Raw genomic sequence first — 16,976 nt, forward strand, 5'->3', positions numbered from 1 at the left:
GAAAGGGGGTTAATAATGGGGGGCTCAGGACGTCTTGATCTAAAGGCTTCTAGGTCAACTACAAGCCTGCCACTTTAACTCCCCTCACCCCAACTCATACTAACGGTCGAACGGTTCAGCGCGGAGCGAACGTAGTGAGTGAGCACTGCCTAGTGAGAGCGTTAGACTGAGGTGGGATGCGAGAGCAAACTAACTTGGTCTGCTTTTACCATTCCGTTGCCGCGCTTTCATAATCAGCCATTCGCTAGGCAGTGCTCGCTCGTTGCACTCGCTCCGCGCTGAATCGCTCATAGCTGTTTATGACGCACAAACACTTGACTATAATAAGCCCTTCATTTTGTGAACCGTCTCATCAATCTGCGCTTGCGTATGCTCGCAGCTAATAAAGAAGCGTAAGCGCGCCTGCGCCTCTGGCACGGCAGGATACAAAATCGGCTGCACATTCACCCCTTGCTCAAATAGCTGGGCAGAAAGCTGCGCCGCGCGAATTGAGCTGCCCACAATAATAGGCACAATCGCATAGCCTTGACTTAAACCCGTATCCAGACCAGCGGCGCGTGCTTGCTGTAAAAAGTACTGGCTATTGTGCTGCAGACGGCGTAAGCGATCCGGCTCTTTTTGCATTACGTCCAATGACGCCAACGCACTGGCTGCCAACGTAGGCGCCATGCCCACACTGTATAAAAAACCTGGCGCTAAGCATTTTAAATGCTCAATCAGTGCACTTTCCCCGGCAATAAAGCCACCGCAACTTGCTAGGGCTTTACTGCAGGTTCCCATCCAAATGTCCACATCACGGGTCGACAAACCCAAGTGCTCAGCCAAACCCTTACCTTGCGTGCCCATCACGCCAAAGGAGTGCGCTTCGTCCACCATTAAAAAGCAATAGTGCTCTTGTTTAATGCGAATGAACTCAGCCAAATCAGGATAGTCGCCATCCATGCTGTAGAGACCTTCGACCACGATCAGCACTTTTTCAAATTGATGGCGTTGTTGCTGCAGGATTTGTTCGACTTGAGCCCAGTCATTGTGCTTAAAGGGCAGGCGATGCGCACCAGACAGTTGAATGCCTTGGAGCACGCTGTTATGAATCAGCTCATCGTGGATCACCAGATCGCGCGGATTAAATAAATGCCCAATGGTAGAGACGTTGGTGGCATGTCCACTGACAAACACCAAAGCCGCATCCGTGCCATAGGCCTGTGCAATACGCTGTTCAAGCTCGCGGTGAATGGGGCGCTCGCCCGACACAATACGGCTGGCTGATACGGAGGTGCCGTACTGGTCAATGGCGTCTTTAGCGGCTTGCCGCACAGCAGGGTGTTGAGCCAGCCCTAAGTAGTCATAACTGGAAAAGTTAATGTAATCGTGCCCACCAATGCGACTGGTGGCACCAGCACTGCCCTCGTGTATTTTGAAAAACGGGCTGCTAACCCCCAATTGCTGCGCACCTTGGTCCATGATGCGCAGTTGTTGGTACTCAGGCAGTAGATGGAAACGGTAAAACTTTTCCGGAATGTGCGGGCCCAGTTGTTGTTGGATCCGGTCCCGCAAGGGCACGTTTTGCGTTTTATTGAGTTTGCGCTCTAGCCCTTGTTGGATCAGTTTTTGTTTCAATTGGCCAGCAAGGCCGGGTTTTTTGGTTGGCTCTGTCATAAATTAATGCAATAGACGCGACTGGGGTTGCTGCAAATCCGACTCTAATTGTTGGGCGGCTTCGGCAATGGCTTCAGCGCTGACGTCAATGTTGTGTTGCGCTACGATTTGTTGGATGTTGTCGCTTAGACCACTTTCGGTATGGGTGCCTTGAAGTAAGTCAATCAGCTTTAACGAAAGACGTTCAATGGTTGGGCTTTCGCTTAAAGACATAACAGGGATACGCACACCAAAGCGGTTTTCTAAGGCCAAGACTAACTCCACACCTAACAGAGAGTCTAAACCCATATCGTAAATAGATTGTTGCGCATCAATACGGGGTACGGGCAGACGTAGAATCTCACTGACTTCACTTTTAATGATTTGCGTGACGTGCTCTTGTAAGGCTTCTGGGCTAAGGGTGGCAAGCAGCTCAGACCAGTTTTCACGTTGACCATCGTGCTCTGACTCGGAGGCTAAGTGCGCCATAGCACTGAATTTTGGGCTGCTGGCGGTAGGCAGGAAGCGGTCTAAGGCATTCCAATCTAATTCCATGACCCCCAGATGTGAGCGCTGATGCACTAGCATGGCTTCTAACGCCTCTAAGGCCAAGGCAGCGGGTAGCGCCGCGCCACCCATGCGGTCTTTAAGCGCGTCTTTAATTTGATTGTGACGCGCTAAAAAGCCCACATCGTCAATGGCCCCCCAACGTACATTAGTTGCTGCTAGCCCTTGCTGTAGACGCAAGCCCATCAACGCCTCTAGCCAGTGATTGGCTGCAACATAGTTACTTTGACCTAAGTTACCAAATAGTGTGGTGGCAGACGAATACACCACAAACAAATCCAAGGGCTCAGCCAGTTGTAGGCTGTGCTCGTGTAAATGCCAAGCGCCTTTGATCTTAGGCTCTAAGACTCGACGAATTTGTTCTTCGCTAAGGTTCATAATCAAGGCGTCGTCAATGACGGTAGCGGCATGAATAATCCCTTTGATTGGGGGCAGGTGTGCTGCGGCATAGGCAAAAGCGGCTGCCACGTCTGTGGCCTGCGTCACATCACAGGCCAGGGCCTGTGCATTAATACCTTGAGCCTTGAAGTCAGCCAAAGCCTGAGTGGCTTCTTCGCTACTGGCACCACGTCGACTAAGCAGCAGTAGATGTTGAGCGCCTTTTTCTACTAACCATTGTGCGGTGCGTAAGCCAAAGCCACCTAAGCCACCCGTAATCACATAGGTTGCATCGGCGCGTAATTGCAGTGTGCTGGTAAGCGCAGGCGCATGCACATGACGTAGCGGTTGCTCGTAGGTCACCACGATCTTACCGATTTGGCGGGCTTGCTGCATATAGCGGAATGCGTCCACGATATGGTTTGCATCAAACGCCTGATACGGTAAAGGGGCGAGCTGCCCATCAGCCATTAGGCTCATGACCTCGCGGAACAAGCGTTGAGTCAGGGCTGGCTTGGCCTGCATAAGCTGGTCAGCATCAATGCCAAAGTAACTAATGTTATTGCGGAATGGGCGTAAGCCAATGCGCGAGTTTTGGTAAAAGTCGCGCTTGCCCAGTTCAAGAAAACGGCCAAAAGGACGTAGCACTTGTAGGTTGCGATTAACGGCTTCGCCTGCTAACGAGTTCAACACCACATCCACGCCTTCACCTTCAGTATCGTGCAAGATGTCATCGGCAAAAGCTAAAGAGCGTGAATCGTAGATGTGCTTTACACCCATTAAACGTAAGAAATCACGTTTTTCGGGCGAGCTTGCCGTCGCATAAATCTCTGCCCCTAGATACGTCGCAAGCTGAATGGCGGCTATACCCACGCCACCTGCCGCGCCGTGAATTAACACACGTTCGCCGGCTTCTAGGTGGGCTAAGTGCTTCAGTGCGTAGTACACCGTAAAGAAGGTACTAGGAATGGTAGCGGCGGCTTCGTACTGAATAAAGTCAGGCAATGGCGCCATGGCACTGCTGCTGCTAATGCTGTAGGTACCAAAACTGTGTGAGCCAAAGCCAACAACTCGGTCCCCTGGCTTGTAGTCAGTGACGCCAGTTCCAACTGACTCGACTACCCCAGCAAACTCTAGCCCTAACGAAGCACCAGCAAAACCATGCTCAACCGCTTCATCCGAAAGCATACCCAAGGTATACATGACATCCCGAAAGTTAAGCCCCGTTGCGTGGATACGCACTTTAATGTCTTGGTCTTGAAGTGCAGGTAGGCTAACCTGTTGCCAACGTAAATTGCGTAATTGGCCTGGGTAGCTAAACTCCAGACGTACACTTTGATGGTCTGTGTTTTTGTTGGCATTGGGCGCTTCAACTAACTGCAAGCGTGGAGCGTAGCGCTGGCCTGTTGCACTGTATACCACTTCTTGTTCTTTGCTTTGAGCGATTAGCTCATCGTGCAACCAGTGTGCAGTTTGTTCAATCGCCTCGGTCGAGTCTAACCACGCAAAATCCACGGCTTTCACTTGTAGGCGATCGGATTCATTCATTAGCGTGCGCACAAAACCCCACGTGCTGGCATCGTTAAGTTGGCTTAAACGGCTAGACTGCGCGCTGAGCGGAGCAACTGCATAAGGCGTTGCATTAGTACACACCACCCACAGTGCTTGATTTTGGTAGGGGTGTTGCTGTACTAATTGCGCTAGCTGTGCGCAGCGTTGTTGCTGTACATCCAACGCTGGAGCGCTTTCGTTTTGCAGGCCGCCTAAGTAAATAATAGTCTGATCGGGCTGCAGCGCATCCAGATCCCAGTGAGTACGACAGATAACGTGCTCTGCCCCTAGATGCTGCGTGAGCTGTTCGGCAAGCGCCACGCCAGTAGGGGTGTCTGCTAATACATACCATTGCTGTGCTGCAGTGGCTTCAGTTGTGGTTTCCGTTGGCGTTGCTGAGGCCGTCTTAGTAGCAAGCAGGCAATAGGCGCTAGGGGCGTTTTCATCTAATTCCAGTGTGTGTTGCACATTGAAATAGCTGTGTGCTAGGCGTTGTTGCCAGTAGGCTTGTGGTAAAAGCCCCTGCTGAGGCTGATCTAAATGGATAAAAGAGTGCCAGTAACTGGCATGCAGACTAAAAACCATCAAGGTGCCATCGTCTACTAAGGCGTGTTCGGCGGCCAGTAGTGCGAGATCGGCTTGTTGAATGCTGTCAAAATCCCCACTAATTAAAACCACATCAAAGCCTGCTGTAGGCAAAGCATCGGCTTGGAGTACATCACAATGGAGAGCAGGATACTCGTGTTGTAGGCTCTGTGCTTTTTCTAAGGCATCGTTGTGGGTGTCCCAGAAAGTGTAGTCGCACTGATTGGCATCTAGTTCATGCAGAGCTTGTTCGGCAAACCAAGGCTGTTGCTGGGCGATTTCCACAATACGTAGGCGCTGTCCAGCAGGTAGCTGCTGACTTTGCTGTTGTAAATGCAGAGCCAATTGATGTTGCAATGCTAATGGCTGGTGCGCCCCTAGGCTAGCCTCTATAAGTTTAGGCTGACTCACTGTTGCGCCACGTAGCGTATGAAGCTGGTGTTGACCTACTAGCGCTTCGTGCAAGTGCATGCCGACTCGAGCCACTACAAGGAACAAGGCAAACGCGTCGCTATAATCACGAGATAACTCAAACCAGACGTCGTTAGGGTTCAGCTCGGGGGCAGTAATTTGTAGTTCGTCGTTATGCCACGCCACCTCTTCGGTCTGCTCTAGGCGTAATAACATTAACGCGAGCATAGCATGGCGCTCTGGTTGCTCGTGTTGGAGTTGAGCTAAAGCGGCGCGATTGATGGGGTGTTGTTGATGGTACTGCCAGACCGCCTCTTTGCTGTAGAGGTCGGCCAGACTATTAAGCAAAGGGTCAATTTCGGTAGCTACCCGTTCGTAGTTGGCCGAGCTAGCGATCACATCAAAGCTGTGTTGCAAATGCTGGGCTAGAGCATCTGTCTTAAATTGGGCTTGGGTGTGCGTTAAGGGACGAGGGCTAAGCTGATAATCTAAGTAGCTTAGCTCAATAGGTTCAGCACTTTGCAGGCGTGCCGTTCTAAAGCGCACCTCGCTTAGGTGAGCCAGATGTATCCCGTCTGCATTATAAAAATCAAAGTTGGCGCACAAAGAATGCGGGTTTAAGCGTAAAAACTGCGTGCGTGCATAGCGGATGCGACCTAGGTCTGTGCGTACATAGGCGTGTTCAAGTTGTACTGGAACAAAAGCCACCCCTTTACCAAAAAGTGGATGATCCACTAGCAAGTGAATAATGGATTGAAAGCAGCTATCGACTAGACCCGGATGCAGTAGGTACTGAGCTAGGTCTTGTGCGACGTAATCGTCACCTTGCAGTTCAGAAAGGATGGTTTGCTCGTCAAGATGCCAGCCTTGTTGGATTGCACTAAAATGCGGTCCATAGTTAAGGCCTACCTGCTGAGTCAGAGCGTAGTGTTCGGCACCACTAAAGTCGGCGGCCCGTTCGGGTAGGTGTAAAGGATCGCTGTGTTGCCAGTGATGGTTGGCGGCTTGAACAACCCGAGCTTGGGCGTGCTCTGTCCAGCTTTCGTCCTGGGCCAAGGTTTTACTGCGTAATACCAAACGGCCGTCGGTTTCATCGATTTGCACTCGTACTTTTTTTGCGGGTTGCTCTTGCAATACTAATGGCGCACTGATAGTGAGGTTTTCTAATGCAATATGGTGGCTTTGGTAGTGCTCTTTAGCTGCGGCTAAAGCAATTTCTAAAAACGCGGCGCCCGGTAAAAGCACGGCATCACCCACTACGTGTTCGCCTAAATAGGGATACAGCAGGGTATCGAGCTGATTTTCCCAAGCATGGTCTTGTTGGGGCTGAGCGTACCCTAATAAGGGGTGCAGTTTGTGACGATGAATTAAGTCGTAGGCTTCGGGGGTGACAGGATGCCAATATGATTCCAGTTCCCACGCGTAATGGGGCAAGTCAACAAACTGCCCCACACAAGGAAAGGCGGCATCAAAATCGGGGGTGGGGGCCAGCAGCTTAACCTCTACAATACGCTGCTGTACTTTTTCTAGTTGCTCTTTATGGCGCTGGCAGAGCATCAGCGTCTGCGCTGTTAGGTCCGCATCGCGACACGCCTGTTGTACATAATTACGCAATACAGGATGTGGACCAATTTCAATATATAGATCAAACTGGTCGGCCACCAATGACTGAATCGCAGGTTCAAACAGAACGGGTTCGCGGATATTGTCCCACCAGTATGTAGCATCCAACGTTTGACCATCAATCACTTTGCCTTTAACGACTGAATACATGGGGATGCGACTGGCTTGTGGCTTTAGGTCGGCTAAACGCTGGAGTAATTCGGTGCGAATGGGATCCATAGCTGGACTGTGAAACGCATAATCGAGATCCAAACGTTTGAAGCGAATGCCCTGAGCTTTAAGTTGTGGTTCAAACTGATCCAGTGCGGCACTGGGGCCTGCAATGGTGCAGCCTGTGCTGCTATTAGCACCAGCTAGACTGATTTGGTGGTGCAATTGGTGCTCGGCAATTAAGGCTAGCATTTGGTCGGCGCTGACATTGACTGCGGTCATTTGGCCTTGGCCCTTGGTGGTTTCCTGAAGGCGACTGCGCTCAAAAATAACTTGGACGGCTTGTTCTAGGCTGAGTGCGCCACAGGCCCACGCCGCCGCGACTTCACCCACACTGTGACCTATTACTGCGGCTGGGCGCACACCATAGTGCTCGAACAACGCAACCAAACCCACTTGAAAAGCAAACAGCGCGGGTTGCGCCACATCGGTATGGGCGTATTGACCTGTTTTTTCGGTATCGCGTAGGGTGCGCTCCAGCGACAAGGTGCTGTACTTAGCAAAATGCGTATCAATGCTTTGGATGGCTTTCAAAAAGACCGGGTGCTCTAATAGGGCCCGACCCATGCCTTCCCACTGTGAGCCATTGCCCGAAAACACAAAAACCGGTTGGTCGCCTTTGGTTAAAGGCTGAGCCACTACCGGAGCCCAGTTGGCTTGTTTTTGAGAAAAAGCCCTTAATTGATCAAGGGCTTGGGCCGGTGTCTGGGCCCACAACACGGTGCGCTGAGGGTGCAACTCGCGCCGTTTGTATAGTTGGTACGCCACATCGTACAGGTTTGTATGTCCCTCATTTTCAATAAAGTCAGCCAGTTCGTTAGCGTAGCTGTGCAGGCTTTCTGCGCTTTTAGCGCTTAAAAGCAGGGGCAGGGGCTGAGTAGTAACCACAGGCTGTGGTTCGCACGTAGGGGGGGCGCTTTCTAAAATAATATGGGCATTCGAGCCACCAAAGCCAAACGAGTTAATGCTCATGCGCAAAGTTTGGTCTACGGGCAAGCTTAAAGGGCTTTGATTAACCTCTAGATTAAGATCCACAAAATCAATGTGCGGGTTTAGTTCTTTGATGCCTATGGTGGCGGGAACTTGGCGATGTTTAAATGCATACAGCAGCTTAATTAAGCCTGCTGCCCCCGAGGCCGTTTCTAAGTGGCCCATGTTGCTTTTTACTGAGCCAATAGGCAGCGGTTGGGCGCGGTCTTGGCCTAGCGCGATGCCTAAGGCACGCGTTTCAATGGGGTCGCCAATGGCTGTGCCCGTACCATGGGCTTCGACGTAGTGCAAATCATCGGCATTAAGCCCAACAGCGTTCATGGTACGTTGAATAAGCTGTGCTTGGCTAAGGTGGTTGGGGACCGTAATCCCTTGTTTGTGGCCGTCGGTGTTAACGCCACTGTTAACAACTACTGCTAGGATTCGATCGCCATCGGCGATGGCTTGGTCGTAGTCTTTTAATAAAAACAAGCCGCCGCCCTCAGAGCGCACGTAGCCATCGCCCGACGCATCAAATACCTGACAACGGCCAGTAGGCGACAGCATGGACGCTTTAGAAAAGCCCACAAACCCATAAGGGTGCAGATGCAAACTGATACCGCCAGCCAATGCCATGTTGGTTTCGCCCGAGCGAATGGATAAACAAGCCTGATGGAACGCTACCAAGGACGAGGAGCAGGCGGTGTCTAAGGACATACTGGGCCCACGTAAATCTAGCGCATACGATAAGCGGTTGGCGGCAATACTGGCGGTATTGCCGGTGGCGGTTGAAGAGTCAACAGCTTGAATGTCGTCTGCCATGCGGTAAGCATAGTCGCTGCTTGATAGCCCCACATAGACGCCCACGTCACGCCCGCGTAATGCGGACGGCGCGATCCCAGCGTGTTCAATGGCTTCCCAGGCTAAATGCAATAAGACCCGTTGTTGCGGGTCCATAAGCTCGGCTTCACGTGGGGATATCCCAAAAAACTGCGCGTCAAACTGGCTAATATCGCCCAATGAGCCGGCAGCCATGGTGTAGCTGGTGCCTGGGTTTTGCTTGCTTGGGTGTAGGTAGGTGTCGAAACTCCAACGATCGGGAGCGACATGTGTAACGAGGTCCAGCCCTGCAAGAAGTTTGTCCCAGTAATTCTTTTGATTAGTTTGCTGGGGCAAACGAAATGAAAATCCGATAACAGCGACTTTTTTAACCATGTTTACTTATCTAATTTATCTATAACAAACGCTAATTGGGCGAATCTAACATTATCGCACATTTAATAGGGCTAAGTAATTAATGTATAGCTAGATAAAAATACACACGGTAACGAAATTTTGATTAATAATACGTGTTTATTCTTAATATAGACTGAAACGAATGATGTTCTATCGCTTTACTTGCCCCCAAGCCATAGCCGACTATGTGACTGCCGAATGGGTTGCATTAATTCAACGCAATCCCAAGGCCGTGTTAGGCCTAGCCACAGGCAGCACCATGGAGCCCGTCTACAAAGAGTTCGTGCGTCAAGTGCGTCACCAGCAGCTTGCACTGGACCAATTATCTACCTTTAATTTAGATGAGTATATTGGCTTAGGCGCAGAGCATCCACAAAGTTACCATTACTATATGCAGCAGCAATTGTTTGATTTAGTGCCATTTAGTCCAGAGCGGGTTCATTTGCCTGATGGCTTATGTGACAGTCTTGATCAACAATGTGCCCACTATCACAATTTAATTCAGCAGCTAGGTGGTATTGATTGGCAGTTGTTAGGTATTGGCACCAATGGGCATATAGGCTTTAACGAGCCAGGCACATCGTTCGACAGTCAAGTACATGTTGTAGACCTTTCGCCACAAACACGGTTAGATAACAGCCGTTTTTTTGCAGATAAGTCCCAAATGCCGACGCGGGCAATTACTTTAGGCTTGGGCGACATAATGTTAGCTAAACAAATTTTATTGCTAGCTACGGGGGAAAACAAGGCGCAAATTATGGCAGATCTCTACCACAGCGCCGTCGATGAATCTTTGCCAGCGTCTATTTTAAAAACGCACCCCAATGTGCGTATTTTGGTGGATGAGGCAGCCGCTCAGCATTTGCCAGCCGCTGCTTTTAACAAGGGCGTGGCTGTATAAACCACCACGCTGTTTCGTTTACGCTGCCGTGGTATTAAAAGCCCACGGTCAGCTGGGCCCAATAACGACGACCATCATAAACGGCCTCATGGGTGTCAGTGGTGACACGCTTATCAAAAACGTTGTAAACCCCCACACCCACGTGCGTGTTTTTACTAATTTTATAGCCCAAGCCCATGTCTACGAAAGTAAAGGATGGGGTGCCTTCACTCATCGAGGTTCGACTTAAGTAGTCTGAACTTTTGCCGCGAAAGTTAACCCGTGTCCACAGGTTTAGCTCTGGGCTGTAATCCCAGTCTAAGGTGCTGTTGAACATATGTTTGGGCATTTTGTTCAAGGGCCTACCGCTGAAGTCCCCGCTTTTTTGTTTGGAATGCGTAAAGGTGTAGTTGCTGCTTAATAGCAAGTCGTCCGTAATATTCCAGCTGGCTACGGCTTCTATACCACGCATAACAGCTTTGTCTACGTTGACGCGGTCGCTGATGAATTTATAGCCTTGGTCGCCTGGTATTACATGGCAGGTCGGTAGGCCGTCGGGGTCGGTACAACGACGTACTTCAGAGATCTTGTCTTTAAACTGGGTATTAAAAAAGGTTAATCCTAGGTTTAGGTTTTCGCGATTATCCCAAATAAAACCAATTTCCTGGCTGATACTTTTTTCGGGTTTTAGATTGGGGTTCCCCACAATCACGGCCGGTACACCGCCACCACCTCCGGTAATTTGCCCCCAATCTGCGACGGCAGACCGCAGGCTAGGCGCTTTAAAGCCAGTGGAAACCCCGGCTTTTACACTAAGCTCATCGTTGGCGTGCCATACCCCATACAGGCGAGGGGTCCAGTGGTTGCCGTAGTTTTCATCGTGAGTCAGACGCAAGCCACTAGTTAGGCTAAAACTAGGATGTAACTCCCATTCGTCCTCGGCATAGGCGGCCCATTGATATCGAGATAAATCACTGACCTCAGGTTTGTATTGGTTGCCATGGTCTTCCAGTTTTTCACTGAGATACTGCGCCCCAAACGTGACATGGTGGTTGCCTAGGGTGGTATTCCATTGCGAGTTTAGCTCGGTGTTCTTAATGAACATGTTACGCCCTGGGTTTTTGTTGCGGTCCTGTTGTATGAAGGATTCCGATTGCAAGTTGCCATAACGCCCCTTATGGGTCAGAGCATAACTATCGCGTGTGTATTTGCTTTCTGAGGCCTCGTTAGGGGTGCAGCCATTGCGGCCGCACGTTTCCAAAGCAATGGTATTTCCCGGGGTGGAAATGCGTTTTTGATCTGTGCGGCCCACCTCGGCAATCAGGTCGTGGTTTTCCGAAGGCGTTAAGGTAAATTTAATATTGCCGGACTGGGTGTCTTGCTTGTTAAAGCCCTGTAGAAATTTGTCTTCATTACGGTGCGACTTTTGCCCCGAAATCTGTACACCCAATAGACCCTCCTTAATGGGGCCTGCTACATAAAAATTACCCTGATAAATATTGCCCGAGTCGGAGTGTTGCTGCAGCGTGGCTTCGGTACGCAACGACCCAGTCCATGTGTCGGCTATTTTGCGCGTGATGATATTAACCACTCCGCCCATGGCTTCGGAGCCATATAACGATGACATAGGACCGCGCACGACTTCAATGCGATCAATGGCCTCAATTGGAGGCAACCAACCCTGTTCAATCCCCGCGTTATCGCTGTTCGGACGTGTTTCACGAGAATTAACACGTTTGCCGTCAATTAAAATCAGTGTGTATCCTGCTGCCATACCACGAATACTAATATCACTTGAGCTCCCACCGCCGGTAATAACCACCCCGGGCACATCTCGCAAAGCATCGGTTACGTCGCGGTAGGCTTTTTTCTCAAGTTCTTCGCGAGGGATCACGCTAATTGAGGCGGGCGCGTCTTCTACCAGTTGTTCAAAACCGGAGGCGGTCACCACAATATTTTGCAGTTGGGATACTGCGCTTTCGGGCTTGTCTTGGGCATGGGCTAAAGGAATAGCCGCGGAGAGGGCGAGGCATAACGTGCTTAGTCGCCATCTTGTATGAGAGGGGTGTGCGTTCATGTATCAACCTTATTATCAATCAAAACTATAATGATAATCATTATCGTTAAGAATGATAGAGAAGGTTAAGTTAAAAATAAAGCATTACCTGATAATTTACAGGGTTGTTAAGGCGGTGCTGTCAGCCTCAATAAGCCGCTTAGCTAGGGTGTAACATTCGTTGATATGCTGGTTACCTACCTTGCGGAGCACGGCATAACTAATAGTAGAAGCGATGACAGAACCCACTATAGGTATGTATTTGGTGGCGTATTTACCCGCTAATTTTTTTACGCCTATACGTTGCAGTACCTGAATAACAAGTTGTGGGGTGATGATTTTACCCAGCAGGCCCACCCCAAAGTTCGCCCCACCCACAATAACAATTTTTTTTAATTCAGGGCTAAGCGCATTGATTTGGGCAGGGCTTAAACCGAACTCTTCATTAATTGCCGGAATGAGTTGTAACAAAATGGCCACGTCTGTACTGACATCTACGCCCGGAATAGGCACCACTGCCGCTGCGGCAGAGACGAGAGCACGTCGCGAAACTAATTTTTGACAGCGTTGGCGGGCTTGATCGAGTTCAGCAAGAGTGGTGGGGCGCATAGTGTGGTTTTCCTTAGTTAGGCAAAGCAAAAGGCGCACTAACATGTTAGCGTTAAGCGTAGTCTGCTTTGATATAAATAACAATGTGGGGGCAAGTGAGCAATTGTTAAAGGGCTATGCTGTGGTTTGAATCTGGAAAAGTGCAATAATCTTATACACGGCATTAATCAAGAGAAGTAATAGATATAATTTCCAAATATTTGACACATATTGTTAGTTAAATACGCGTTTAAATAGGCAGTAATTGTTAATTTAATAAATCATCCATAGAGCTCTTTTAAAGATATTGCTACACTTGTTGCATTAAAAAGCTATTTCATAAGAGGAAGGTGCTGAACTATGCCTAAATTAAAACTTATTAGTCGTTTACTTGCTCCGATGGCGTTATTAGCGTTGGCGGCATGTCAAACTCCACCTACCACTCCAGGTACAGCGGCCCCGGCAGATGGCACAGCCCCTGCAACCACACCTGCGTCTCCCTCCGATGCAACCCAAGCACCCGAGGCTCAAATGGCAGCACCTTTATTGGTGTTCCTAGCAGATACTCAGCCCCATGCGGACTGGGCTGAAGTTCAAATCGACGCCAGCAACGTGTTGTATCTTGAACCCGAAGCTTTCCTAACGCGCAACGACCTTGATACCGTTGAAGCCGGCACCTCGGAAACAGGCGAGGGCTTGTTGGCCTTAACCTTAAATTCCGCCGCTGCAGAACGCCTTACTCGCTTAACGCAACAGAATCCAAACAAACGTTTAGCGCTAGTGGTTGATGGCACCTTATTGGCTATTCCTGGCTATTCCGAGCCCATCACCGAAGGCCGTTTAATCTTCATGGTCGGTTCACGTGAAAACGCCATGATGGCCGCTCGTATTATTGCAGGCGAAGACGCCCAATAATTCGTTGTCGTAAATTTTTATCATTTGCACAAAAAAACCTGTTCTGAGCGCTTTTGGGTTTAATATGTACGCATTGCGTATGTTTGTTAGGAATAAAACTCATGGCTGTCTCACAACAGGTTTTTTTGCGCGATGCAATGCGTCGCTTAAATTTAACACGCGACGTGTTTGCCGCGCGTATAGGGGTCAAGCGCCGCGCCCTAGACACGTGGTTACTGCCCGAGGGCTCCCAAGAATTTCGCGGTATGCCCGAGGTCGTACAGCGTTTCGTCACTGAAATTGTTGAAAACGAAAGCTTATTAGAAAAATACGCACAAAATAATCAACGAGGTCCACTACGCGACCGCATTGCTATTCACGGCAAACACCAACTTCTATCCGTCGAGCAATTCACCCGCGAATCCGTCGAGGAACTGGTACGCATTGCAGACATGATGCAGCCTATTGCCCGTCGTCAAAAAGTCTCCCGCGTCCTCGAGGGCGCCGTATTAGGTAACTTATTTTTCGAGGCCAGTACCCGGACTCGAGTCAGTTTTGGTGCGGCGTTTTGTCGGCTAGGTGGTTCAGTGTGTGACACCACCGGTTTTACCTTTTCATCCATGGCCAAAGGCGAGTCCATTTACGACACTAGCCGTGTCATGAGCGGCTACGTCGATGCGATGGTGATTCGCCACCCCGAACAAGGCTCTGTGGCCGAATTTGCTGCGGCCACTAATATTCCTGTCGTCAACGGTGGAGACGGCGCCGGAGAGCACCCCAGCCAAGCTTTACTTGACCTCTACACGATACTGACGGAATTTTCCCGCTTAGGGAAATTGCTGGATGGCTCGCATATTGCCATTACAGGCGACTTAAAATACGGTCGCACAGTGCATTCCCTAATGAAAATGTTATCGTTATACAAAGGCCTGAAATTTACCTTAATTTCGCCTCCTGGCTTAGAGATGCCCCAAGACATCATCGAGCACGTGGCGCAGCGCGGCAATCATGTAGTGGAACAAACCCATTCCATGACAGACATCAAAGGGGCAGACGTGATTTACGCCACCCGTGTCCAAAAAGAGCGCTTCAGCGACGAGCAGCTCGAGGGCTACAGTGCTGATTTCCAAATCAACAAAGCTTTGCTCGACACTTTCGGCAAGGAAGACGTAATTATCATGCACCCCTTACCACGCGATAGCCGCGAAGACGCCCACGATCTAAGCATCGACCTGAATCACGATCCCCGTTTAGCTATTTTCCGTCAAGCTGACAACGGCATTCCTGTACGCATGGCCATCTTTGCCGTGTTACTGGGGGTAGAAAATCTGGTTCAACACTCCATGCGCGATGTCACCTGGAGCCCACCGTCTCATATTGGTCCCGAAGACGCGGTTTTTCATGGTATGTACTAACTGACAACACCAATAGTTTGATTTAAATGCAGCGACCTTGATGCAAATTAAGGTCGCTGTTCTTTTTTCTAGGCATAGTAGATCTTCATGAGTTTCAGTAATTGATGAAGGACATTGCGGTGCACACTTTACAAACACAACGCTTCACTATCAAAAACAAGTCAGTCTTGCCCGTCGTTCAAGGAGGCATGGGCGTGGGTATCTCTGCGCACCGCTTGGCAGGATCCGTCGCTAAACTGGGTGGCATGGGCACCATTTCAAGCGTTGATTTACGCCGCCATCACCCCGATTTGATGCTTCGCTCCAGTGAAGACCCCAGCAAAGCCAATATCAATGCCTGCAACTTAGAGGCCCTAGACCGTGAAATTAACGCCGCTAAAGCACTGGCAGCAGGGCAGGGGGCAATTGCGGTAAACATCATGAAAGCCGTGGAAGCCTATCCAGAATACGTACGCCAAGCGTGCCTAAGCGGTGCGGATGCCATCGTGGTTGGCGCTGGCTTACCTTTGGATTTACCCGATTTAACCGAAGCGTTTCCCGATGTGGCGTTGATTCCCATTCTCTCGGACGCACGCGGTATTCAGTTAGTCTTGCGTAAATGGATGCGTAAAAACCGGTTGCCTGACGCCATTGTGATTGAAAATCCTAAGTTTGCCGCCGGTCACCTAGGCTTAGCCCATGTAGAACAAATGGATAGCCCCAACTATCAGTTTGAGGTGGCTATCAAAGAAACCCTCGCTGTATTTGAAAAGCTTGGCATTGCACCGATTCCTTTAATTGTAGCCGGAGGAATTAGCGACCCGCATCAGGTTCAGCAGCTTTTAGATTTAGGCGCCAGCGCAGTACAACTAGGCAGTGCGTTTGCTGTGACTGAAGAGGGCGATGCGCATCCCAATTTTAAGCAGGTATTGATTGACGCCGAGCCGGAAGACATTGTCACCTTCATGAGTGTGGCCGGCCTCCCTGCACGCGCTGTCCGCACCCCATGGCTGGATGCATACCTACACAAGGAATCCAAACTGCAGCAGGTTGCCAAAGAGCGCGAGTGCTCTGAGGGTTTTGATTGTCTGGCTTTTTGTGGTTTACGCGATGGTGTCGCTAAAAGCGGTCAGTTTTGCATTGACCGTCAACTGGCCTATGCGCTGGTTGGCGATGTGGCCCGCGGTCTCTTTTTCCGCGGCTCTGAAGCGCTCCCCTTAGGTAAGCGTATTGCTCCGGTGAGGGAGTTGATGGAGTATTTGCTCAGCACACTTACTCCTGCGTCTTCGACCCAAACCGCTTAGCGCCTGTGATGGCTGTCGCTGTTCTTTTGCTATTCTGCTGTAGGGCCTTAAGCATTCCGTTGCCGTACTTTTACCATTCCGTTGCCGGCTTTAGGCATTCCTTTGCCGCGCTTTCATAAGAAGCCATTCGCTTGGCAGTGCTCACTCGTTCCACTCGCTCCGCGCTGAATCGCTCATGGCTTTTTATGACGCGCGGCTAGGAAAATGGGGGTTGGACTGAAAGGGGGGTAATGATGGGGGGGCTCAGGATGTCTTGATCTAAAAGTCTCTAAGCTAACTGTTTTCATCGCCTTAACTATCCGTTATCGAATCAAGCCAGCTACAGCCTGCCACTTTAACTCCCTTCACCCCAACTCAGACTAACGGTCGAACGGTTCAGCGCGGAGCGAACGTAGTGAGCGAGCACTGCCTAGTGAGAGCGTTATGCTGAGGTGGGAGCGAGAGCGTACTGACTTATGCTGCTTTTACCATTCCGTTGCCGGCTTTAGGCATTCCTTTGCCGCGCTTTCATAAGAAGCCATTCGCTTGGCAGTGCTCACTCATTCCACTCGCTCCGCACTGAATCGCTCATAGCGGTTTATGACGCACGGCCAGGAAAGGGGGGGCAAGCGCATAATAGTGAAGCAAGCGCGACAGCTAAAAAAGACGACAGGCAGTGGTTACGCTAAAATACCATTAACTCAAAGCCCAACTTA

The 16,976-nt window shown here is 50.1% G+C and carries 8 protein-coding genes; 4 read left to right on the forward strand and 4 right to left on the reverse strand.

What is annotated here, in order from left to right:
• Positions 1-318: 318 nt before the first annotated feature.
• Positions 319-1,656 (reverse strand): aminotransferase class I/II-fold pyridoxal phosphate-dependent enzyme, encoded by a 1,338-nt coding sequence (locus GGR41_RS02010; protein ID WP_167660414.1) that lies wholly within the window; start codon positions 1,654-1,656, stop codon positions 319-321.
• A 3-nt stretch (positions 1,657-1,659) separates the two neighbouring features.
• Positions 1,660-9,144, reverse strand: coding sequence for a type I polyketide synthase (locus tag GGR41_RS02015; RefSeq protein ID WP_167660415.1), 7,485 nt, complete (start codon positions 9,142-9,144; stop codon positions 1,660-1,662).
• 163 nt (positions 9,145-9,307) lie between these two features.
• Here GGR41_RS02015 and nagB point away from each other — a divergent pair, with 163 nt between their 5' ends.
• Positions 9,308-10,066, forward strand: coding sequence for a glucosamine-6-phosphate deaminase (gene nagB / locus GGR41_RS02020; protein ID WP_229711256.1), 759 nt, complete (start codon positions 9,308-9,310; stop codon positions 10,064-10,066).
• A 34-nt stretch (positions 10,067-10,100) separates the two neighbouring features.
• Here nagB and GGR41_RS02025 read toward each other — a convergent pair whose 3' ends face one another.
• Positions 10,101-12,122, reverse strand: a complete 2,022-nt coding sequence (locus GGR41_RS02025) for a ligand-gated channel protein (RefSeq protein ID WP_167660416.1) — start codon at positions 12,120-12,122, stop codon at positions 10,101-10,103.
• 96 nt (positions 12,123-12,218) lie between these two features.
• Positions 12,219-12,710 (reverse strand): hypothetical protein, encoded by a 492-nt coding sequence (locus GGR41_RS02030; protein ID WP_167660417.1) that lies wholly within the window; start codon positions 12,708-12,710, stop codon positions 12,219-12,221.
• Positions 12,711-13,049: 339 nt separating this feature from the next.
• On the opposite strand from GGR41_RS02030, the gene GGR41_RS02035 reads away from it, so the two are divergent.
• The 3 genes from GGR41_RS02035 (at position 13,050) to GGR41_RS02045 (ending at position 16,281) form a co-directional block, all read left to right on the forward strand.
• Complete coding sequence (locus GGR41_RS02035; RefSeq protein WP_167660418.1) at positions 13,050-13,604, forward strand: SecDF P1 head subdomain-containing protein; 555 nt, start codon at positions 13,050-13,052, stop codon at positions 13,602-13,604.
• Positions 13,605-13,705: 101 nt separating this feature from the next.
• Positions 13,706-14,998 carry an aspartate carbamoyltransferase gene (locus GGR41_RS02040; RefSeq protein ID WP_167660419.1) on the forward strand — a complete coding sequence of 431 codons (1,293 nt, stop codon included), beginning with the start codon at positions 13,706-13,708 and terminating at the stop codon, positions 14,996-14,998.
• A gap of 113 nt (positions 14,999-15,111) precedes the next feature.
• Positions 15,112-16,281 carry an NAD(P)H-dependent flavin oxidoreductase gene (locus tag GGR41_RS02045; protein WP_373868058.1) on the forward strand — a complete coding sequence of 390 codons (1,170 nt, stop codon included), beginning with the start codon at positions 15,112-15,114 and terminating at the stop codon, positions 16,279-16,281.
• The last annotated feature ends 695 nt before the right edge of the window (positions 16,282-16,976 follow it).

Source organism: Paenalcaligenes hominis, from assembly GCF_011927625.1.
GTDB classification, from domain to species: domain Bacteria; phylum Pseudomonadota; class Gammaproteobacteria; order Burkholderiales; family Burkholderiaceae_B; genus Paenalcaligenes; species Paenalcaligenes hominis.